The following is a 21,254-nucleotide window of genomic DNA, read 5'->3' on the forward strand; positions in this document are numbered from 1 at the left end:
TTCCTGAACTGCCCGACCTGCGCTTGGTGTTTGCGGTGGTCCGGGCGGTGCGCCCTCCTGCTGCCCCGGTGATCAGGGCAAACAGGCCAAAGCCTGCGATGAGCATGGTAGTTATAAGAAATATACTCAATCAGTCTCCTTCGTTTGTTTCAGGAAATCTTGTTTCCTGATTAAAATAGTAGATTATTTTCCCGCTCCCGAAAATAGCCTGAATATGAAACTTTCATGACATTCCGGATCACGTCAAAACTCTGCGCTGCCTAAGGTGCAGCGCAGAGGATCTCGGGCTGGTTCCCCTTCAAGCTGCCGTGCGTTGCGGAAAGAGGACGGCTTGCGGGGCGGTTTTGACTCCGCCCACGATCAAGGGGTCCCGATAGAGGCGAGGAGACGGTATTCCCAGCCTGGAATGCAGCTTTGCGGCCGAACTTGGCAGGAACGGCAGGAGGCAGCGGGCAATGATCGCAAGGCCGTAGACCTGCTCGGCCAGGCAAGCGCCAAGGCGAGCAGTGGTCGCCTGCCGATCCTCCGGCGTGAGATCGGCAAGCAGGGCTTTCGCATCCGCCCACGGCGCGCATTTTGTAAACCGCCTGTTCGCCTCGCCGATAAACACAAAAATATCGGCGAGGCCGAGATGGAGCTCGTAGGCATCAAAGGCTTCAGCCACCTTCCCCGGAAGGCGGGCAGCCTGGTCCACGAACGCGCTGTCCGGCACGGGCGGAACGATGCCGCCGAATGACGTGGACAGAAGCGCAAGCACCCGGTTGGCGAGATTTCCGAGCTGCCCGGCGAGCTCGCCCGACCACGCGGCTTCGAGACGTTCGCCGGAGAAGTCGCCATCGTCTCCCGAGCGTATATGCCGGAGCAGGTAATATCGCAGTGCGTCCGGCGTTGCGTAGGATTGGATGATGCGTTCCGGATCGATGCCGTTGCCGGCCGACTTGCCGATCTTCCGGCCGTCTACCGTGACGTAGCCGTGCACGAGGATCGACGATGGCGGCGGCAGACCTGCGGACAAGAGGATGGCCGGCCAGTAGATGGCGTGGAACTTGGAGATGCCCTTGCCGACGACATGGATGCGTTGGCCGCCGTTCCAATAGTGCTGCAGCAGGGTCGGATCGGACCCGTGGCCGAGACCAGTGAGATAGTTCGCCAGGGCATCGAACCAGACATAGACGACCTCATCCCCATCGGGCACGGGAACGCCCCAGCCTCGCGCCCGCTCCGCACTGCGCGACACGCTGATGTCGGTCAGGCCACGCCGAAGCAGGGCAAGGATTTCATTTCGCCGATGAGCCGGGACGATCCGAAGCTCGCCGGTCTCGACGAGCTCAAGCAGCCGGTCGCCATATCGCGAGAGACGGAAGAACCAGTTCTCCTCGCGGATGGTCTCAAGGGCAAGCCCATGTTCCGGGCAGCGCCCATCATCGAGTTCCGACGGCTCGTAGAATTGCTCGCAACCGACGCAATAGAGACCCTCATATGCCTTGCGATAGAGGTCGCCATTGCTGGCGCATGCCCTCCACAAGGCATGGACGCAGGCGATATGCCTTGGATCGCGGGACGTCCGGACGAATTCCTCGTTGGAGATATCGAGCAGGCCGCCGAGGCGCTCGAACCTGTCGGCGTTCGCGTTGACGAAGTCCTTGACCTGCACTCCCGCGGCTTCCGCCGACCGGACATTCTTCAGGCTGTTGTCGTCGGTTCCGCACTGGAACCTGATGTCGTGGCCGAGAAGGCGAAAATGGCGGGCATAGGCATCGGCCTGGACCAGTTCGAGGGCAAAGCCCACATGCGGCGCGGCATTCACATAGGGGATCGAGGTGGTGATGTAGATCTTGTTCATCGGTGTTTCCTTTCGAAGGCTGTTATTGCCCGCCAGACGGATCGACCCATGAAAAGACCGCCTCGAGGGCGGTCTCTGGTGCATTATGGACGCACGAAACCCGCCACGCTATGAGCGCGGCATCATCATCACGACAGTGCTGATCACGGTGTTGTCCATACAAATTTCTTACCATCAAGGGCGGCTTCGAACAAGCGCGCTCGTTGCCAGCCCGTCACACCAGCCCGGGCACGACGAACACCAACCAGGCGACGATCGGGCCGATGATCGCGATCAGGGCGCTGTAGATCAGCAACTGTCGCAGCACCTGCTCACGGCTGTCATCCGGTGCATTGGCGACGACTAGCGCGCCATTGGTGGAGAATGGGCTGGTATCGACGATCGTCGTCGAGATCGCGATCGCCGCGACCACGCCGATGGCGCTGACATGTCCTTGCAGGAGGAATGGAACGGCGAGCGGGATGATCGCGCCGAGCAGCGCGGTCGAGGAGGCAAAGGCCGAGACGATGGCGCCGGTAAAGCAAAGCAGGAGTGCTACCAACAGCGGCATGCCGAGACTGGATATGCCGTTCGCCACGTAGTCGACAGTCCCGGCCTTCTCCATGACGCCGACATAGGTGATGATGCCTGATATCAGCAGCACGGTCGACCAGCTGACCTTGTCGATCGCCGCCTTCTGGGTCTTCGGTGACAGCAACGCCAGGGCGACAGCCACGGTCATGGCGACGAGGCCGACATTGAACTTGAAAACCAGGGCACCGATGCCGAGCGCCGTCAGGCCGATCAAGGTGGTAATTCTCTCATTGTTCAGGCGCAACGTCGTCGCGGTATCAGCCGCCGTACCGTAGGCATGCTCCCTGATCGGTTTTGCCGGCGTGCCGCCGTGACCTCTGATCGACTCCGATACGCCCTCGGGATGGAGTTCGGGCAAGGGGCCAAATGATGTGGGTGCCTGCTTCATCACCCTGGCGCCGCCGAAAACGAAGAAGACCAGCACCGCGATCGCCAGGTTGAAGAAGAAGCTGGAGAGAAACAGCGAGGTCGGCGCGAAAGGCAGGCCGGCCTTCGCAACGATCTGGTTGGTGATACCGCCATAGATGCTGATCGGCGAAAAGCCGCCCGCCTGCGCGCCATGGATCACCATCAGGCCCATCATGACCGGGTGGATGCGGTATTGCACGGCAAAGCTCAACGCGACGGGTGCGAGAATGGCCACGGCAGCAGGCCCAAGTGCACCGAAACCGGTAATGATGGCGGCGACCAGGAACATCACCCAGGGAATCAAGCCGATCCGCCCGCGCACCAGGCGGACGGCACATTCGACGAGCCAGTCGATCGTGCCGTTGATCTGCGCTATGGCGAAGAGGTAGGTGACGGCGACGAGCGTCAGGAACAGATCACTCGGAAAGCCGGCAAAAATATCGCTGGATTTCATGCCGATGATCATCGAGCCGAGCACGAAGGCGCCGGCAAAGGCGAGCGCACCCATGTTGATCGGCTGGATCGTCGCAATGATGAACATGGCGACCAGCAGGCCTATGGCCAATAGTTCAATACCCATGATTCCCCTCCCTCCGACGCCTCCAGCGCCGTAGTTGTTGTGTTCAAGATTGATGCGGGATGTCGGCGCACCCTCCTCCCAGAGGGCGCAGCCGCCTTACCTCCTGGTATAAAGATCGGCGTATTGCTGCCGCAGGATGTTTTTCTGAACCTTACCCATCGTGTTGCGCGGCAGGTCGTCGGCAAAGATGATGCGCTTGGGTTGTTTGTAGCGGGCGAGACGTTGCTGGAGGGCGCTGACGATGGTCTTTTCATCGAGGACGGCGCCGGGCTTGCACACGACGACGGCGGTAACGCCTTCTCCGAAATCGGGATGCGGCACGCCGATCACAGCGCTTTCGACCACACCCTCGATCTGGTCGATCTCGCCTTCGACCTCTTTCGGATAGATGTTGTATCCACCGGAAATCACCAGATCCTTGCCGCGGCCGACAATGTGGACATAACCGTCCCGGTCGATCTTGCCGAGATCGCCGCTGATGAAGAATCCATCTGAAGTGAACTCCGCCGCCGTCTTTTCCGGCATGCGCCAATAGCCCTTGAAGACGTTCGGCCCTTTGATCTCGATCATTCCCGTTTCTTCAGGCGGCAGCTCGAGCCCGCTGGCGGGATCGGTGACGCGCACCGTCACATCAGGCAGCGGGAAGCCGACCGTTCCGGCAATGCGTTTCCCCTCATAGGGGTTCGACGTGTTCATATTGGTTTCCGTCATGCCGTAGCGCTCAAGAATGGCGTGACCGGTGCGAGCCTGGAACTCGGTATGGGTTTCGGCAAGCAGGGGAGCCGAACCGGAAATGAACAGGCGGATGCTGGCAACCGCTTGCTCGTCGAGGCGCGGACTTTGCAGGAGGCGCACGTAGAAGGTCGGCACGCCCATCAGCATCGTTGCCTGCGGCATCAGCGAAACGACCTCGTCGGCGTCGAACTTCGACAGCAGGAACATCGAGGCGCCGGCGAGCAGTGTGACATTCGTGGCGACGAACAGCCCATGCGTGTGGAAAATCGGCAAGGCATGGATCAGCCGATCGCCTGATGTGACGCGCCAATAGTCTCGCAAGGTCAGGGCGTTCGAGAGCAGGTTCCCATGGGTAAGCATCGCCCCCTTGGAGCGTCCCGTCGTTCCCGACGTGTAGAGGATCGCAGCCAGATCATCGGCGGAACGCGAGGCATCGACAAAGTCGGCCGGCTCATCGCGGGCGAGATCCAGCAACGAGCCGCTGCCATCGGCGTCGAGCGTTTCGACGATGGCGCCGTGGCGCTTGGCGATTGTCTCCACGCCGCCTCGAGCGGCCGGCGCAACCACCACCAAACGCGGCTCCGCATCGCCGATAAAATAGTCGAGTTCAGCCAGCGTATAGGCAGTGTTGAGCGGCAGGTAGACGGCACCGCTTCGAAGACAGGCGAGATAGAGGATCAATGCCTCGGTACTTTTCTCGACCTGCACTGCCACCCGGTCGCCGGGGCGAATGCCGAGCGTGTCCATCGCGCCGGCAATGCGGCCGGAAAGAGCAAGCGCATCATCATAGGTCCATGCGCGATTACGATCGATCCGGATGAACGGTGCGTCACCGGGCGCAGCCGTCCGCATGGCGTCGAAAAGATGGTTGCTCACTTTCGCCCTCCTCCAAGCGTTGAGTTCATTATCTGTGCGAATGGCCGGGAGCCTTGCTGGCCATTGCCGCCGCGGCGGCTTTCGTCGTTCTGGTTGAGCAAGCTCTTGACGGCAGGCGAGGCAATCACTTCGCCGCGCTGCGCCAGGGCCTCGTGGTTGGCCACGATATCGTCGAGCTTGTAGAGGTAGTTGACCATCAGGCCGTGTGCCTGCTGCATCGCCTTGGTCGAGCGGTCGCCAAGAAAATTCAGTCTTTCCAGTCGAGCGCCGTTGCCGAGATGGAAGCGGGCGACAGGATCAATGGGGCGGCCCTCCGGCGTCCGTTCGGTCAGGAAATAGCGCGCGGCAAGAGGCAGCAGCACGCGCTCGACTTCGGCCGCCATCTTCTCGTTGTCAGGCCAACTCGGATCATCCAGCTGCATCAGCGTTTCGCGGGCCGCTTCCGGCAACAACTGGTCGGTGGCAGAGGCACGCGCCTTGGCAAGCCAACGGGCAAAGCCTGGAACGGGCGACAGCGTGACGAAATTCTTGAGGCCGGGCAGGTCTCTGCGCAGGTCTTCCACAACCTGCTTGATCAGGAAGTTGCCGAACGAGATTCCCCGCAAACCATCCTGGCAGTTGGAGATCGAATAGAAGACAGCCGTCGTCGCCTCGTCGGCATTGATCTGCTCCCTCCCCTCGACCAGCACATCGCCGATCGCGCTCGGCACCGATCGTGTCAGCGCCACCTCGACGAACACCAGCGGCTCGTCAACCAGCCGGGGGTGGAAGAAGGCAAAGCATCGGCGGTCGGCCGGTGCCAAACGACGGCGCAACTCCTCCCAGCCGGCGATCTCGTGCACGGCCTCGTATTTGATGATCTTTTCAAGGATGTAGGCCGGTGTCGACCAGTCGATGGGCCGCAGCGTCAGAAAGCCGCGATTGAACCAGGAGCCGAACAGATGCGTGAAGTCGGCGTCAAGCGCGTGATATCCTGCGGATTGGTCTTTGGAAGCCAGCAGCTGCTCACGCATCCGGACAAGCTTGGCGGTGCCGTTCGGCGCGTGGTTCAATCGGCGCAGAAGCTCCTGTCGCCGCGGCTCGGCTGCCTGGTGGAGAGCAATGACCGCGGCAGAGCTTTTATCGGTGCGGTAGTTTTCGATCGCCTGGTCGAGCCTGGCCGTGTCGGGTCCGAACTTTTCATGCAGCATATCGAGGAATGCCTGCGCGCCTTCGCTGTCGAGCGCCCCCCAGCGATCGAGGATCTCGGCCGCAAGCGCCATGCCCGAGGCTTCGCCCCGGCTCGACAGCAGCATTTCACAGAGTGTCTGGAGATCGGCCTTGGCTGCGACCTGCGTGGCGCGCGAGCCGGAAAACAGAAGCTGGCGTCCGCGATCGGTGATGCTCTGCAGCATGTCGGTGAAGAAGGAAGCCTCAGACATGCCATTCTCCTCTCTTTCGCTGGTCTCTTCTGTTGGGCCGGCTGGTTTCGCGGGCTGCTTTGACGGCTGCTTCCCATTGTCGGGTTTCACCGGTAGTATGTAGAATGCCATTCTTCGTACACTAGATCAATGATCGTGTATACAAGAATTGCGTTTATGTATGAAGGAAGTGAGACGAATGTCCGAGAATGTCGGCCGATGGCTTCGTGATGAGATTGAAAACTCAATTCTTTCCAACGAGTTCTCCCCCGGTGAGCGGCTCGACGAAATGGTGCTTGCGACGCGTTTCGGTGTCTCCCGCACGCCGGTGCGCGAGGCGCTGATGCAGCTTGATGCGATCGGCCTCATCGAAATTCGACCGCGTAGAGGCGCCATCGTCATCGATCCGGGGCCGCACCGCGTCTATGAAATGTTCGAGGTTATGGCCGAATTGGAGGGCCTGGCCGGATCGCTCGCCGCACGACGGCTGGACAAGGCCTCCCGGGAAGCGATCACGGCCACCCACAGCCGCTGCGAGCAATCAGCTGCGGCCGGCGACAGCGACGCCTATTATTACGACAATGAGGAATTCCATAAGGCCATCTATGCAGCCGGCCGAAGCGATTTCCTTGAGGAGCAATGTGTGCAATTGCACCGCCGCCTGCGGCCTTATCGCCGCCTCCAGCTGCGCGTGCGCAACCGCCTGTCGACGTCCTTCTCAGAACATTGCGCCATCGTCGATGCGATCTTTGCCGGAGATGGAGACGAGGCCCGCCGGCTGCTGCGGACGCATGTCGGCATTCAGGGCGAGAGGTTCAGCGATCTGGTCGCGAGCATGGCGGCCAGATGATTGGACCGCGTGACATAAGCAGGATCGCGTTGATTTGCTGTCCGTGACGGAGATTAAGACCGCTGCACGATCCCTTATTTAGCTTTGCGCGGATTCTGGCTCATCCAGTCGCTTCAGAGATCAGACCGGGAGCAACTCCAAAATCGGCTTACTTGCTGTCGACTTTCTCGAGGAAGGCTGGAAACGTCCGAGAGACCTCGTTTCCGTCCGGAAAGCGTTCGGTCACAACCGTAAATCTGATCCAGCCCTTCCATCCTATAAGACCGGTGCGCTTCGGCGCGATCACCACTACCACGATGTCTTCATTCGGAACGACATGAACGGCACGAACTCCTGGACCAGGCTCTGAGTGCAGCACTGCGAGTACCTTTCCGCCCCCCGGCTTGGCACCCGCATAGATGGGAGAACCGTCACCTAGCGGTGCGATTGCGCTTATAAAGCGCGTGCTGACGTAACCCTCGCCGTTGAAGAAAAGAGGACCTTGATAGGGACGGGGAGGCTCATCATCACTCCAAGCGGCGCTGACGGACACAAGCAACAGGCCAGTGGCGAGCATTGAAAGTCGCGTCACCGAACGGCTCCTCTCTAAGATTGGCCGGAACAAACCGCACGGCACCCTAATCCAAAAAGCGATAAAGCCAGTCGCGCGTTTCCTCCGGCAGCGAAGCCGGCGACTGGTCCTCGCGGGTGCGGGCCTGCCAGATGATCTCGACCTCGGCGGCACGCTCCTCCCCGGTGTCGATCGAAATGAGGAAGCCGATGGAATGCATGCCGATCTTGTCGATGGTGGCGGTGAAGGTTGCCGGCTCGTCATAGTGCAGTGGACGGTGGAGCATGCAGGAAACCTTGCTGGGGCTATAGACGGGTTCGTCATCGACATCGGGCCGCGACGACCAGAAGCCCGCCAGGACGGATTCGGCATAGGAAATATAGGAGGCCAGAAACATCTGGCCGTTCATATCGACATCGCGAAACGGCACGCGTATTTCCGCCACATCCGGGCGTTTCGACTGACTCATCAACAGATCTGCCCTACTGAGTTCCCCACGACAACATTACTGCATAATTGCTTATACCGAAACCGGCTTAAGGATAAAATTACGCAATAGTTCAAAGTGTTACAGTATCCTTTGTACGTCTTAAAAGATGCCGCGCCGCTGCATCGGACCGGCTCGACGGAAACGGCGCAAATGAAACAGTGTAGTAGGCCAACGGTCGGAGGGCGCGGCAGGAGCGCTTGTGAAATCGTCAGGCGATGCCCCATCTGCTGTGGCACATGACATAAGCGACCGATAGAGTGTCTTCATGAGCACCCGTCTTTATGAACACCCGATCTTCCTGGAACATGTGACCCCCGCCGGCCATCCGGAGCGATCGGACAGGATCCGCGCCATCAACGTCGCGCTGGAACATCCGAATTTCGAGCGGCTGGAGCGCCGCCAGGCGCCGCAGGCGAATGAGGATGCGGTGTTGCTTGCCCATCCCGAAGAACATCTGATCGCCGTCATGCGGGAGATCCCCGAGGAAGAGGGTGAGATCAACCAGATCGAAGCCGATACCTATGCCAGCAGCAAGAGCCTGCAGGCGGCGCTGACCGGCATTGGCGGGGCGATGGCGGCGGTGGACGACGTCTTTACCGGCCGGGCCGACAATGTCTTCGTCGCCGCCCGCCCGCCGGGGCACCATGCCGAGAAGATGACGGCGATGGGCTTCTGCTTCTTCAACAATGCGGCGATCGCCGCCCGGCATGCGCAGAAAACGCATGGCGCCGAGCGCATCGCCATCGTCGACTGGGACGTGCATCACGGCAACGGCACGCAGGATATCTTCTGGGACGATCCTTCGGTGCTGTTCTGCTCGACCCATCAGATGCCGCTCTATCCCGGCACCGGCGCCAAGGATGAGAAGGGCACGCACAACACCATCGTCAATGCGCCGCTGTCGCCGAATGTCGGCAGCGACCATTTTCGCGAGGCGTTCAAATCGCGCGTCCTGCCCGCCCTTGACGATTTCCGGCCGGATCTCATCATCATCTCCGCCGGCTTCGACGCGCATCACCGCGACCCCTTAGCGCAGATCAATCTGACCGGCGAGGATTTCGACTGGGCGACCGGGCGCGTGCTGGAACTCGCGGACCGGTACGCGAAGAACCGGGTCGTCAGCCTGCTCGAAGGCGGTTATGATCTCGAGGGACTCGCCGAATCGGCGGGCATGCATATTCTGAGAATGATGAAGGGTTGAGAATGACTGACAGCGCCAAGCCGGAGGTGTCCGGCCTTTCCTTCGAAAAGGCAGTTGCCGAACTCGAAAGCATCGTCGCCCGGCTGGAACGCGGCGATGTGGCGCTGGATGAATCGATCGAGATCTACGAGCGCGGTGAAGCGCTGAAGAAACATTGCGAGACCCTGCTTTCGGCCGCCGAGAACCGCATCGAGAAGATCCGGCTCGACCGCGCCGGCAAGCCGCAGGGCGTCGAGCCGCTCGACGGCGCCTGAGACAGCAAACTCCCTTTTGAAGATGCTTGGCTATCGGCTTCGGACCGATCTATGATCCCATCCAAAACGATGAGGGGACAAGGAAATGTCGGACAGATTGAAGGGCAAGGTCGCCATTATCTCGGGCGGCGCGACCGGCATGGGCGGTGCCGCCTCGAAGCTTTTTGCAGCGGAAGGCGCGCGTGTTGCGATCATCGACCGCAATGGCCAGGCGGCGGCCGAGACAGTCCAAGCGATCCGTGATGCCGGCGGCGAGGCCGACTGCTGGACGGCCGATGTCTCGGACGAATCCGCCGTCAATGCCGCCGTCGCAGGCGTCGAAGAACGCTACGGCGCAGTGACCGTGCTCTTCAATCACGCCGGCACGATCGTCATCAAACCTTTTCTGGAAACGACCGTCGAGGAATGGGACTGGCTGCATGCCGTCAACGTGCGCTCGATGTTCCTGATGACCAAGGCGGTGCTGCCGAAGATGATTGCGAGCGGCGGCGGGTCGATCGTCTGCACCTCGTCGATCTCGGCGGTCGCCGCCACGCCGATGGAAGTGCTATACGACACGACCAAGGGGGCGGTGCATATGTTTGCCCGCGCCATCGCGGTGGAATTCCGCGATCGCAACATCCGCTGCAACGCCGTCTGCCCCGGCTTCATCCGCACGCCGCATGGCCTGCGCGAGGTGGCCGACCTGCAGGCGCTCGGCGTCGACGTTTCGGATGCCGCCATTGCCGCCCAGCAGGGGCGGATCGGCGAACCGGAAGACGTGGCACGGGCCGCGCTTTACCTCGCTAGCGACGAATCGAGCTTCGTCAATGGCGCCCATCTCTTCGTCGACAATGGTTTTACCGCGATCTGAGCCCCGACGCGTGTCCGATTGGACGCGCGGCGCACTTTCAGGGCTGAGCGTCCTTTCCGCGTCCGATTGGACGCGCGGCGCGCTTTCAAGTGTTGGAGCGTCCTTAGCGCGTCCGATTGGACGCGCGGCGCTCCAGGCGCTATCTGTGGGCGATGACGCTCGGCACTGTAGCGATCGGAGATCCGACATGTCCTTCTTTCCCGGTAAAGACCCCCTGCCCGGCGACACCTTCGCCTGCGACGCGATCGAGAACCTGATCATCCCGCGCACCAGCGATATCGGCGGTTTCCAGGTGCGCCGCGCGCTGCCCAGCCGGCAGCGGCGGCTGGTCGGGCCGTTCATCTTCTTCGACCGCATGGGGCCGGCGATCCTGAAGCCGGACGAGGCGCTCGACGTCAAGCCGCATCCACATATCGGATTGTCGACGGTCACCTATCTGTTCGACGGCGAGATCCGCCATCGCGACAGCCTCGGCACCGAAAAGGTCATCCGTCCCGGCGATATCAACCTGATGACGGCCGGCCGCGGTATCGTGCATTCCGAACGCACGCCCGACAATCTGCGCGGCCATCCGCTGCTGATGTCGGGGCTGCAAACCTGGCTGGCGCTGCCTGACGACAAGGAGGAGATCGATCCTTCCTTCGCCCATACGGAAAAATCCGCCATGCCGCTGATCGAGACGGCCGGCGTACGCGGGCGCGTGGTCATCGGCTCGTTCGAAGGCATGACATCGCCGGTCGGTGTTTTCTCTGACACGCTCTATGTCGATCTCGACCTGCAGCCGGGCGCCAAATTTCCCTTTGGTGCGGGCCACGAAGAGCGCGCCGTCTATGTGCTGTCTGGCGAGGTCGTCATATCAGGCGACCGCTTCGCCGCCGACCAGTTGCTGGTCTTCCGGCCGGGCGATGCGATCACGTTGGAAGCCGGCCGCGATGGCTGCCACCTGATGCTCTTCGGAGGGGCGGCGCTGAATTCGAAACGTTATATCTGGTGGAATTTCGTTTCCTCCTCGAAGGAGCGGATCGAACAGGCCAAGGAGGAATGGCGCACCGGCCGCTTCGATATCGTTCCCGGTGACGAAGAGGAATTCGTGCCTTTGCCAGAAGGCTGAACCCCTGATCCGAATGCTCCGGATCGAAGAAATAGAGGGTGATATCCGCCGAAAACCGCTCACACTTTTTGGCATCATGCTTTAATAGTGGGAGCATGATGTTGCCCGAAAACCGCTCACACTTTTCGGCATCATGCTCTAAGGTGAAAACCTTTGGTTCCTGAAATGCACTTGTTTTGCCGCAATCTAATCGAATAAAGCGGAACAAGGAAAAGCAAGAAAGAGCGCCCGCCCGTGACACAACTGCCGAAGACCCCCCTGCTAGACCAGGTCATCTATCCCGCCGACCTGCGCAAGCTCGAGGATCGCGACCTGCCGCAGCTTGCCCGCGAAGTCCGGGACGAAATGATCGATGCGGTGTCGCGCACCGGCGGCCATCTCGGCGCCGGTCTCGGCGTCGTCGAGTTGACGATCGCCATCCACAGCGTCTTCGACACACCTGATGATCGGCTGATCTTCGACGTCGGCCATCAATGTTATCCGCACAAGATTCTCACCGGCCGGCGCGACCGCATCCGGACGCTGCGCCAGGAAGACGGGCTGTCCGGCTTCACCCGCCGGGCGGAGAGCGAATACGATCCCTTCGGTGCAGCGCATTCCTCGACCTCGATCTCGGCCGGCCTCGGCATGGCGATTGCTGCCGACCTCGACAAATCAGACCGCCGCGTCATCGCCGTCATCGGCGACGGGGCGATGTCGGCCGGCATGGCCTATGAGGCGCTGAACAATGCCGGCGCACTCGATGCGCGCCTCATCGTCATCCTCAACGACAACGATATGTCGATCGCGCCGCCGACGGGCGCCATGAGCGCCTATCTCGCGCGCCTTGCCTCGGGTCGCACCTATATGGGATTCCGTGACTTCGGCAAGAAGCTGACGGCCTATCTCGGCAAGAACATCGACCGGGCGATCACTCGCGCCGTCGAGCATGCGCGCGGCTATGTCACCGGCGGCACGATGTTCGAGGAGATGGGCTTCTATCATATCGGCCCGATCGACGGGCACTCCTTCGACCACCTGCTGCCCGTGTTGCGCAACGTGCGCGACAATGGGCGCGGGCCGGTGCTGATCCATGTCGTCACCCAGAAGGGCAAGGGCTATCCGCCGGCGGAAGCCGCAGCCGACAAATATCACGGCGTCAACAAGTTCGACGTCATCACCGGGGCCCAGGCAAGGGTCAAGCCGAATGCGCCGAGCTATACCAGCGTCTTTGCCGAAGCGCTGGTGCAGGAAGCCACACTCGACGACAAGATCGTCGGCATCACCGCCGCCATGCCGAATGGTACCGGCCTCGACAAGCTCGCCGAAGCCTTTCCGTCGCGCTGTTTCGACGTCGGTATTGCCGAACAGCATGCCGTGACCTTCGCCGCCGGCCTTGCCGCAGAAGGCTACAAGCCATTCGCCGCCCTCTATTCCACCTTCCTGCAGCGCGCCTACGACCAGGTCGTGCACGACGTGGCGATCCAGGGACTGCCGGTGCGTTTCCCGATCGACCGTGCCGGCTTCGTCGGCGCCGACGGGCCGACGCATGCCGGCTCCTTCGACACGGCCTTCCTCACCACCCTGCCCGGCTTCGTGGTGATGGCGGCGGCCGACGAGGCCGAACTCAAGCACATGGTGCGCACGGCTGTCGCCTATGATGGCGGGCCGATCTCGTTCCGCTATCCGCGCGGCGAAGGTGTCGGCGTCGACATGCCGGCACGCGGCGAAATCCTGCAGATCGGCAAGGGCCGCATCGTCAAGGAAGGCACCAAGGTTGCCCTGCTCTCGTTCGGCACCCGGCTTGCCGATTGTCTGCTGGCCGCCGAGGATCTCGACGCCGCCGGGCTTTCGACGACGGTCGCCGATGCGCGCTTCGCCAAGCCGCTTGACCACGACCTGATCCGCCAGCTTGCCCGCCACCATGAGATCGTGATCACCGTCGAGGAAGGCTCGATCGGCGGCTTCGGCAGCCATGTGATGCATTTCCTCGCCACCGAAGGCCTGCTCGACAACGGTCTGAAGCTGCGCTCGCTGGTGATGCCCGACATCTGGATGGAACAGGCCAAGCCCGAAGCCATGAACGCCCACGCCGGCCTCGACCGCGCCGGCATCGTTTCGACGGTGTTCAAGGCGCTGGGACGTGGTGTTGCGGTTGGGGTTGCGGGATAGGATTAGGGTGAGGGCATGCCGTGTGGCCCCCTCATCCGCCCTACGGGCACCCGGCCGCCGGGGTCGAGCTACGGGTCTCGACCCGTCCTTCGGACCCCCGAGGGGAGAAGAGGGAGTCGAAACGTCGCCGCGAATCTCTTCTCCCCCCGGGGAGAAGGTGCCGGCAGGCGGATGAGGGGGCCGCACGGCAGGTCCTCTCAATAAAAAAGGCGACGCATCACTGCACCGCCCTCTTGATTTAACGTCCCTTCCCTAAGAAGGCTGCCTCTCAGAATTCCGTCCAGTCTTCCTTCACGGCCGCAGCACTCGCCTGTCTTCCGCCGAAAGCCTTGGCGACGGTGCGGGTCAAAGCGTGGGCCGGGGAGGCGACCGGGCGGGCGTTGGTGCCGGCAACGCTTGCGCGCGGCGCCGGGGCCACCTGGCCGAGCTTGAACTGGCGCAGCAGTTCTTCGAGGGCGTTTGCCTCCTGGGCGAGCGCATGGCTGGCCGCGGTCTGCTCCTCGACCATGGCAGCGTTCTGCTGCGTGCCCTGGTCCATGTTGTTGACGGCGGTGTTGATCTCCTGCAGGCCGATCGACTGTTCGCGCGTGGCGGTGACGATGGCGCTGACGTGGTGGTTGATCTCCTGCACCTCGGAGACGATGACCTCCAGCGCCTTGCCGGTCTCGCCGACGAGGCCGACGCCGGCAACGACTTGTTCGCCCGAGGTGGTGATCAGCGCCTTGATCTCCTTGGCCGCCTTGGCCGAGCGTTGGGCGAGCTCGCGCACTTCCTGGGCGACGACCGCAAAGCCCTTGCCGGCATCGCCGGCGCGGGCGGCTTCGACGCCGGCGTTCAGAGCCAAGAGATTGGTCTGGAAGGCGATGTCGTCGATGACGCCGATGATGTTGGAGATTTCACCCGAGGACTTCTCGATCTGCTGCATGGCGGAGACGGCCTTGCGGACGACTTCGCCTGACTTTTCGGCGCCGAGGCGGGCGCGCTCGACGAGATTGCCGACATCCTCGGCGCGCTTGGCGCTGTCGCGGACGGTCGTCGTCACTTCCTCAAGCGCTGCAGCGGTCTGTTCGACGGCGGCAGCCTGCTGCTCGGTGCGGTGGGCAAGATCGTCGGCAGCCGAGCGGATTTCGCCGGCACCAGCATTGATCGCCGAGGCATTGCGGCCGACCGATTGCAATGCTGCCTGCAGCTTTTCGACGGCATGGTTGAAGTCATTGCGCAGGCTGTCATATTGCGAGGCGAACGGCGTCTGGAGACGACCGGCCATATCGCCATTGGCAAGCTCGGCAAGACCGCCCGCCAAAGCGTCGATGGCATGGCGGATCTCGCCTTCCTCGCGCGCCTTCTGCTCGTCGCCTGCCCGGCGCTGGCGCTCGGCATCGTCGCGCATGCGGTCGGTCTCGCCGGCAAGACGCAGCTTCTCGATCGCCGCCTGCTTGAAGACCAGGACGGACTGAGCCATGCGGCCGATTTCGTCGCCGCGCTCGACTGCCGGAACCTCGATGTCGTTCTGACCGCCGGCGAGGCGGTCCATGGCGCTCGTCATGCCGACGACCGGGCGGACGATGATGCGCGACATCAGCCAGGCAAGCATGGCGGCGGCAAGCGAGGCGACGATGCCGCCGGCAAGCAGCGTCATCTTCAGATCGCTGTTGGCATCGGCCCGGATCGCGGCCAGCGCATTCGACTTTTCACGCGCGGTGGCCTTGATCTTGGCCGAGGCCTGGCGGAAGCCGTCGAGCTGGCCCTTGGTAGCGTTGACGCCGATCTTGACGACCTCTTCGATCGGCATGTCGGTTTCCTTGCGCGCCTTGGTCTGCGGCTCGGCAAGTTCATGGAAATAGAGATCGGCGGCCTTCTGCATGCCGTCGATCATTTCGACCAGCTGCGGCTCGCCGGCCGCCGTCTGCTTGGCGGCGGCAATCGCCTTCAGCATGCGCTCGCGGTTGGCGAAGACATCGCCATAGGTGCTGTCGCTGCGGAAGAGGATGAAGCCGCGCAGGTTGACGGCCTGCTCGAGCATCGCCTGCAGCGCATCGTCGATCTGGTTGACGAGCAGCTCGGACTTTTCCTGCTCGGCAGACGCGGCCGCAGACGCCGTCGCCTTGGAATAGACGAAAGCGGAAACGGCGACGAAAATGAGAATGAGGGCTGCGAACGTGGCCGCAAGCTTACCGTTCAAGGATATGTTTTTGGCGGACATCGGTGATTTCTCCTGACGACAGTCGACGCGGCGAGGCAGGTCGCACGAGACGCAACCGCCGGGATGTTTGAAGCTGAGAACATGATCGGCGTGGAAACGCTTGCGCCGTCATGGCGCCGAGCGGCTTGGATGAACCGCTACAATCACGCCGAACCTATCCGGCCAGGCTTTAAATTTGTTTAAATTTGTGCGGCGCAACAGCGGCCAAGCCTGAGGATTATTGTGCCGTTTCTGGAGGATTGAGGATCAGGATGTCGAAATCCTTTGTGGGATCGAAATCCTCGGCCGTCATCCGGAAGGTCGTCGGACCGATCTTCTGAACATTGCTGCCGCAGAAGCTGATGAGGCTGCCGGGCTTGCCCTTGTCGATCGTCAGCTGGAAGCGCTTGATCGGTCCCGCCCAGTTGGCGCCGGTCGACAGCACATAGGAGATCCAGCTTTCGGTATAGTTGGCGCCTCCGGCCTCGGCTTCCCGCGCACGCTGCTGGGCAACCCTGACGAAATCTCCGTCGAGGCAGTATTTGCGGGAATATTCCTCGAAGCGCTCCCCCTTCGGCTCACCACCTTCGAGAAAGCTGATGGCGACGGTGCCGCCGACGGCCGGCTTGTAGCGATGCTCGACGCTGACCTTTTTCTTTGCCGGAAAGGTGGTGCGCCACCAATAGGTCGAGCGCAGCGTCCACAGCGGCACGAGGTCGACCCCGGCGGCATCGCCTGCGCCCATGGGATAGACGAGGCCGCGGGCGATCCAGTCCTTGCGGACGGTTTCGGGAAGCTTGGCAAGCGCCTCGGTCGTCTTCTGGCTGTAGGGCAGGACGGGAATGCCCTGCTTGGCGAACTCCTCGGTCACATCGATGCCGAGCGAGACGACGCGCTGCTGCAGCTTGGCGGTGATCGGACTGCCGTCCTGCTGGGTGGAAAAATGCAGGAAATTGTCGCTGTCATAATCGGAGATGGCGGAATTGGTGTCGACCTGACCTGATATGTCAGGCATCGGAAAGGCGACCAGGCTTTCGACATCCTTGTCGGAGCTGTTCTCGAAGACGTAGTCGACACGCACTTCCGAAGCGGAGATGAAGAGATCCTCTTCCGCCATGCTGACATCGTCGGATTGGGCAAAGATCAGCCCGCCGGTCTTGACCTCGGCCATAGTGTCGTTCGCGAGCGCGGGCGATGCGATTCCCGCCGCGACAAGAAGAGTGAAGAGCTTCAGCATGGAACACCCCCGTGTCTGCGGCACGCCCCGCGATCGCCGCGGCAGGATTATCGCCGAAAGCTTTTGAGGGTCAATGACGGTCTTGGGAACAAAATGCTTGCAACCGGCGGCTTTGCCGGTCATGCACAGCCGATGTCAGATCAAAACACCCAACGTCTCGACCAGCTTCTCGTCTCTCTTGGCCTCTTTGCCAGCCGTTCACGCGCCCGCGACGCCGTGCAGCGCGGCACCGTCAGGATCGGCGGCCAGGTGGTCACGAAGGCCGGCGCGCTGTTTAGCGCGGACGCGGCAATCGAGATCGACGATCCGGCGCAGGATTATGTCTCGCGCGCCGCGCTGAAGCTTGCCGCAGCGCTCGACCATTTCCGGCTCGATCCCGCCGGCCATCACTGTCTTGATGTCGGTGCTTCCACCGGCGGCTTCACCGAGGTGCTGCTGCAGCGCGGTGCCGCGCATGTCACCGCGATCGATGTCGGCCATGGGCAGATGCATCCGCGCATATCAGGCGATCCGCGGGTGACCAACAGAGAGGGCCTCAACGCCCGCAACCTGACGGCAGAGGATATCGGCCATCCCGCCACCTTCATCGTTTCCGACGTCTCCTTCATCACGCTGAGACTGGCGCTCGCGCCGGCCCTTGAGATCGCGGGACCCGGCGCTGTCGCCGTGCTGCTGGTCAAGCCGCAGTTCGAGGCCGGGCGCGAGGCGATCGGCAAGGGCGGGATGCTGAAGGACCCCTCGTCTGCTCCCGCCGTTGCTGCAGAACTGGCGCGCTGGTTCGTCGAGGACATGGGCTGGAAAAGCCTTGGCCTCATCCCCTCCCCGATTTCCGGCGGCGACGGCAATCAGGAATTCCTTCTGGCAGGATTGAAGCCGTGAGCACCGAAACCGTCACGATCGAGAAGCTCGGCGCCCAGGGCGACGGCATCGCCAGCAGCGCCGGCGGGCCTGTCTATGTGCCCTTTTCCCTGCCCGGCGAAACCGTGGCGATTGCCCGCGTCAAGAGCCAGGGCACGATCATGTCGATCACGACACCCTCGCCCGACCGGCAGGAGCCGCCCTGCCGGCATTTCGGCCCGGATGGCGTCAACGGCACCTGCGGCGGCTGCACGCTGCAGCATATGGCAGATGCGCCCTACCGCGCCTTCAAGCGCCAGCTGGTCATCGACGCGCTGAAATCCAAGGGGCTGACGCCGGAGGTCGGCGAGATCGTTCCGGCCCGGCCGGGCGAACGCCGGCGTGTCGTCTTTGCGGCACGCAAGACCGAGAGGGACATGCTGATCGGTTTCAACCAGGCCGAAAGCCACCATATCGTCGCCATCGAGGAATGTCCGATCTCGTCGGCAGGGATCATTGCCCGGCTGCCGGCGATCAGGGCGATTGCTGCTTCGCTGGCGACCAGCGCCGAACCCTTCCGCGTCGCCGTCCTCGAAACGCTTTCCGGCCTCGACATCTCCGTCGACGACGTGAAGAAACTCTCCGACCCGCAGCGGCGCAAGGCAATCGAGACCGCGCTCAGCCTGCGCGGCATCGCCCGTGTTTCGCTGAACGGCGAAATCCTCGTCGAGCCGTCTAAGCCGATGGTCGAATTCGGCGGCGTCCAGGTTTCACCACCGCCGGGCGGCTTTACCCAGGCGACCAAGCCGGCGGAACAGGCGATGGCGGAGCTGGTCACGGCTCATGCCGGCAAGTCGAAGCGGATCGCCGATCTCTTTGCCGGCTCCGGCACGTTTTCGCTGCGGCTGGCGCGGATCGGCCGCGTGCACGCCGTCGAAGCCGAAGCAAAGGCGCTCGCAGCTCTCGATCATGCCGCCCGCAACACACAGGGGCTGAAACCGGTCACCGTCGAAAAGCGCGATCTCTTCCGCCGCCCGCTGATGACGCAGGAGTTCAAGCCCTATGACGTCGTCGTCTTCGATCCGCCGCGCGCCGGTGCCGAGTTCCAGTGCCAGGAGCTTGCCCGCTCAGGTGTGAAGAAGATCGTGGCCGTTAGCTGCAATCCGCTGACGCTGGCGCGGGACCTGGCGATCCTCGTCGAGGGCGGCTACCGGATCACGCAAGTGACGCCGATCGACCAGTTCCTCTGGACCTCGCATGTCGAGGTGGTGGCGACGCTGGAGAAATAGGCGTGCCTGTCGGAAAGACGAAAAGACGCAACCCATACTATAACGGCCCAGTGTCCGATCACTTCGACGGCACACATTTCTTCAATCCCGAAGGTATTGAGCCCCTTGGCTTCCGCGATCTGCTGCGGTGGCAATTCGGCGGTGGCCGTGAGCGCTGGCCTCAGTCGGTCCCAAGTCCATACCCGGCGGCCAAGCCGGATCGATGTGTAGACGGCGCGGATCTAAGGGTGACCATGGTTGGTCATGCAACAATGCTCGTGCAGGTCGCTGGGCTCAATATCCTCACCGACCCGGTATGGTCAGAGCGCGCGAGTCCCCTCGCTTTTGCCGGACCCAGGCGCGTCGTCCCACCGGGTATCGCGTTCGATGATTTGCCCCCGATTGATCTCGTGCTGGTGTCGCACAATCATTATGATCATCTCGATATCGCAACGCTCAGGCGGTTGGGTGCGAAGCATCGGCCGCGTGTCGTGACGCCACTCGGCAATGACACGATCATTCGCCGTGCCGTGCCCGATATACAGACGACATCGATGGACTGGGGCCAGCACATTTCGCACGCCGGAATAAGCATTGATGCGGAGCCTGCACACCATTGGTCCGCCCGCGGAACCGCCGATCGCCGGATGGCACTCTGGGCGTCGTTCGTTTTGTCGACTCCAGCCGGAAAAATTTACCACGTCGGAGATACGGGCTTTCACAACGGCATCAATTACAAAGCGGCACAGCAGAAGCATGGCGGCTTTCGCTTGGCCATTTTACCCTTCGGTGCCTATGAGCCGCGCTGGTTCATGAAAGGGCAGCACCAGAATCCACAGGAAGCGGTGATCGGGATGAAGTTGGCAAATGCGGCCTATGTGGCCGGGCATCACTTCGCCACGTTCCAACTGACAAATGAAGCGGTCGACGCGCCGGCAAGAGCGTTGCAAGACGCAATGAGCGAGCATGATATTCCCCCGGAACGGTTCCGGCCGCTCAGGGCCGGCGAGGTATTTAATGTGCCAGCTGTCTAATCGCTATCCGTTTGCTCCCGGTGTTGGTGTCGATCGCCGCGAAGCGATGCCAGGCGGCGCTCAGCGACGCATGAAGGCTTCGAAGGCCGCCCGGGCCTCGGCACTTTTCAGCCGCGCGGAGAAATAGCGGGCCTCCTCGTCGATGCGGGCGATGATCTCGCCACGATCGCCACGAATGAGATCGCGGGCGATGCGCAGCGCCTCCGGCGGCTTGGTGGCGAGCTTTGCAGCCAGGCCAAGCGTCAGTGAATCGACCTCGCCTGGCTCGACGACCTTCCAGACCAGGCCGGCTTCCTTCGCTTCCTCGGCCGAGAATGCTTCGCCGGCCGCCAGCAGGGCGAAGGCGCGCTGATGCCCCATCAGGCGCGGCGCGACGAGGCTGGAACCGGCCTCCGGCACCAGCGCCAGATCGACGAAGGGTGTGCGGAACTGGCTGCGGCTGGAGGCGATGGTCAGGTCGCAATGCAGATGGATCGTCGTGCCGATGCCGACCGCAAGGCCGTCGACGCCCGAGACGACGGGTTTTTCGGCATTCACCAGCGCATAGAGGAAATCGAGGATCTCCTGCTCCAGGCCGCGGCCGCCCATTGCGGCAGCCAGAAAATCGTTCAGGTCGTTGCCGGCCGAGAAGCAGCCTTCGGTGCCGAGCAAAGCGGTGGCGCGGATGCCGGGATTTGTGTTGGCCGCATTCAGCGCATCGGCCATGGTGCGATACATGGCGCGGGTGATGGCGTTCTTCTTCTCCGGCCGATTGAAGCGGATAGACTGGACGCCGGGATGGGCGGAAGGCTGCTCGACGATGATGTGATCGGTCATAAGGT

At 62.2% G+C, this 21,254-nt stretch carries 18 protein-coding genes; 9 read left to right on the forward strand and 9 right to left on the reverse strand.

Annotated elements, in window-relative coordinates:
* Positions 1–298: 298 nt before the first annotated feature.
* From FFM53_RS08230 to FFM53_RS08245, 4 genes are all read right to left on the reverse strand, one after another.
* Complete coding sequence (locus FFM53_RS08230) at positions 299–1,843, reverse strand: methionine--tRNA ligase (protein WP_138387980.1); 1,545 nt, start codon at positions 1,841–1,843, stop codon at positions 299–301.
* A 214-nt stretch (positions 1,844–2,057) separates the two neighbouring features.
* Positions 2,058–3,404 carry an SLC13 family permease gene (locus FFM53_RS08235; RefSeq protein ID WP_138387981.1) on the reverse strand — a complete coding sequence of 449 codons (1,347 nt, stop codon included), beginning with the start codon at positions 3,402–3,404 and terminating at the stop codon, positions 2,058–2,060.
* Between the two features lie 96 nt (positions 3,405–3,500).
* Positions 3,501–5,015: a malonate--CoA ligase gene (locus tag FFM53_RS08240; RefSeq protein ID WP_138387982.1), complete on the reverse strand. Its 1,515-nt coding sequence runs from the start codon at positions 5,013–5,015 to the stop codon at positions 3,501–3,503.
* Positions 5,012–6,436 (reverse strand): malonyl-CoA decarboxylase, encoded by a 1,425-nt coding sequence (locus FFM53_RS08245; RefSeq protein ID WP_138387983.1) that lies wholly within the window; start codon positions 6,434–6,436, stop codon positions 5,012–5,014. Before FFM53_RS08245 ends, FFM53_RS08240 begins: the two co-directional genes overlap by 4 nt.
* A gap of 178 nt (positions 6,437–6,614) precedes the next feature.
* Here FFM53_RS08245 and FFM53_RS08250 point away from each other — a divergent pair, with 178 nt between their 5' ends.
* Positions 6,615–7,265, forward strand: a complete 651-nt coding sequence (locus FFM53_RS08250; protein ID WP_128408039.1) for a GntR family transcriptional regulator — start codon at positions 6,615–6,617, stop codon at positions 7,263–7,265.
* Between the two features lie 148 nt (positions 7,266–7,413).
* Here the strand turns inward: FFM53_RS08250 and FFM53_RS08255 are convergent, their stop codons facing one another.
* Both FFM53_RS08255 and FFM53_RS08260 read right to left on the reverse strand, forming a co-directional pair.
* Positions 7,414–7,836: a hypothetical protein gene (locus FFM53_RS08255; RefSeq protein WP_138387984.1), complete on the reverse strand. Its 423-nt coding sequence runs from the start codon at positions 7,834–7,836 to the stop codon at positions 7,414–7,416.
* A 46-nt stretch (positions 7,837–7,882) separates the two neighbouring features.
* On the reverse strand, positions 7,883–8,284 hold the full coding sequence (locus FFM53_RS08260; RefSeq protein WP_138387985.1) for an acyl-CoA thioesterase: 402 nt from the start codon (positions 8,282–8,284) through the stop codon (positions 7,883–7,885).
* Between the two features lie 286 nt (positions 8,285–8,570).
* Here FFM53_RS08260 and FFM53_RS08265 point away from each other — a divergent pair, with 286 nt between their 5' ends.
* From FFM53_RS08265 to dxs, 5 genes are all read left to right on the forward strand, one after another.
* Positions 8,571–9,506, forward strand: coding sequence for a histone deacetylase family protein (locus FFM53_RS08265; protein WP_128408042.1), 936 nt, complete (start codon positions 8,571–8,573; stop codon positions 9,504–9,506).
* A 2-nt stretch (positions 9,507–9,508) separates the two neighbouring features.
* A complete protein-coding gene (locus FFM53_RS08270) occupies positions 9,509–9,760 on the forward strand; it encodes an exodeoxyribonuclease VII small subunit (RefSeq protein WP_003545921.1) in 252 nt (83 codons plus the stop codon).
* 85 nt (positions 9,761–9,845) lie between these two features.
* Positions 9,846–10,613 (forward strand): SDR family NAD(P)-dependent oxidoreductase, encoded by a 768-nt coding sequence (locus FFM53_RS08275; RefSeq protein ID WP_138387986.1) that lies wholly within the window; start codon positions 9,846–9,848, stop codon positions 10,611–10,613.
* A gap of 187 nt (positions 10,614–10,800) precedes the next feature.
* The gene (locus tag FFM53_RS08280) at positions 10,801–11,724 is read left to right on the forward strand and encodes a pirin family protein (protein ID WP_138387987.1); all 924 of its coding nucleotides are present in this window, start codon (positions 10,801–10,803) and stop codon (positions 11,722–11,724) included.
* Positions 11,725–11,958: 234 nt separating this feature from the next.
* Positions 11,959–13,875 carry a 1-deoxy-D-xylulose-5-phosphate synthase gene (gene dxs / locus FFM53_RS08285; protein WP_131713769.1) on the forward strand — a complete coding sequence of 639 codons (1,917 nt, stop codon included), beginning with the start codon at positions 11,959–11,961 and terminating at the stop codon, positions 13,873–13,875.
* A 268-nt stretch (positions 13,876–14,143) separates the two neighbouring features.
* On the opposite strand, the gene FFM53_RS08290 is transcribed toward dxs, so the two are convergent.
* Complete coding sequence (locus tag FFM53_RS08290; protein ID WP_138387988.1) at positions 14,144–16,078, reverse strand: methyl-accepting chemotaxis protein; 1,935 nt, start codon at positions 16,076–16,078, stop codon at positions 14,144–14,146.
* Positions 16,079–16,295: 217 nt separating this feature from the next.
* Positions 16,296–17,294, reverse strand: a complete 999-nt coding sequence (locus FFM53_RS08295; RefSeq protein ID WP_138387989.1) for a DUF4424 domain-containing protein — start codon at positions 17,292–17,294, stop codon at positions 16,296–16,298.
* 93 nt (positions 17,295–17,387) lie between these two features.
* Between FFM53_RS08295 and FFM53_RS08300 the strand changes: the two genes are divergently transcribed.
* Genes FFM53_RS08300 through FFM53_RS08310 form a run of 3 tightly spaced genes read left to right on the forward strand, consistent with a single transcriptional unit; the run spans position 17,388 to position 20,433 of the window.
* Positions 17,388–18,173, forward strand: a complete 786-nt coding sequence (locus FFM53_RS08300) for a TlyA family RNA methyltransferase (RefSeq protein ID WP_173883561.1) — start codon at positions 17,388–17,390, stop codon at positions 18,171–18,173.
* Entirely contained in the window at positions 18,170–19,420 is a 1,251-nt protein-coding gene (locus tag FFM53_RS08305) for a class I SAM-dependent RNA methyltransferase (RefSeq protein ID WP_138387991.1), read from the forward strand. The genes FFM53_RS08300 and FFM53_RS08305 overlap by 4 nt, the downstream gene beginning before the upstream one ends.
* A 2-nt stretch (positions 19,421–19,422) precedes the next feature.
* Complete coding sequence (locus tag FFM53_RS08310) at positions 19,423–20,433, forward strand: MBL fold metallo-hydrolase (protein ID WP_138387992.1); 1,011 nt, start codon at positions 19,423–19,425, stop codon at positions 20,431–20,433.
* 60 nt (positions 20,434–20,493) lie between these two features.
* Here FFM53_RS08310 and FFM53_RS08315 read toward each other — a convergent pair whose 3' ends face one another.
* Positions 20,494–21,249: a crotonase/enoyl-CoA hydratase family protein gene (locus tag FFM53_RS08315; protein WP_138387993.1), complete on the reverse strand. Its 756-nt coding sequence runs from the start codon at positions 21,247–21,249 to the stop codon at positions 20,494–20,496.
* Positions 21,250–21,254: the final 5 nt, after the last annotated feature.

The organism is Rhizobium indicum, from assembly GCF_005862305.2.
Lineage (GTDB): Bacteria > Pseudomonadota > Alphaproteobacteria > Rhizobiales > Rhizobiaceae > Rhizobium > Rhizobium indicum.

Coding starts and splice junctions, on each gene's coding strand:
- FFM53_RS08230 (WP_138387980.1), bottom strand. CDS start 1,843: ATGAACAAGATCTACATCACCACCTCGATCCCCTATGTGAATGCCGCG.
- FFM53_RS08235 (WP_138387981.1), bottom strand. CDS start 3,404: ATGGGTATTGAACTATTGGCCATAGGCCTGCTGGTCGCCATGTTCATC.
- FFM53_RS08245 (WP_138387983.1), bottom strand. CDS start 6,436: ATGTCTGAGGCTTCCTTCTTCACCGACATGCTGCAGAGCATCACCGAT.
- FFM53_RS08250 (WP_128408039.1), top strand. CDS start 6,615: ATGTCCGAGAATGTCGGCCGATGGCTTCGTGATGAGATTGAAAACTCA.
- FFM53_RS08260 (WP_138387985.1), bottom strand. CDS start 8,284: ATGAGTCAGTCGAAACGCCCGGATGTGGCGGAAATACGCGTGCCGTTT.
- FFM53_RS08265 (WP_128408042.1), top strand. CDS start 8,571: ATGAGCACCCGTCTTTATGAACACCCGATCTTCCTGGAACATGTGACC.
- FFM53_RS08270 (WP_003545921.1), top strand. CDS start 9,509: ATGACTGACAGCGCCAAGCCGGAGGTGTCCGGCCTTTCCTTCGAAAAG.
- FFM53_RS08275 (WP_138387986.1), top strand. CDS start 9,846: ATGTCGGACAGATTGAAGGGCAAGGTCGCCATTATCTCGGGCGGCGCG.
- FFM53_RS08280 (WP_138387987.1), top strand. CDS start 10,801: ATGTCCTTCTTTCCCGGTAAAGACCCCCTGCCCGGCGACACCTTCGCC.
- FFM53_RS08290 (WP_138387988.1), bottom strand. CDS start 16,078: ATGTCCGCCAAAAACATATCCTTGAACGGTAAGCTTGCGGCCACGTTC.
- FFM53_RS08295 (WP_138387989.1), bottom strand. CDS start 17,294: ATGCTGAAGCTCTTCACTCTTCTTGTCGCGGCGGGAATCGCATCGCCC.
- FFM53_RS08300 (WP_173883561.1), top strand. CDS start 17,388: ATGCTTGCAACCGGCGGCTTTGCCGGTCATGCACAGCCGATGTCAGAT.
- FFM53_RS08315 (WP_138387993.1), bottom strand. CDS start 21,249: ATGACCGATCACATCATCGTCGAGCAGCCTTCCGCCCATCCCGGCGTC.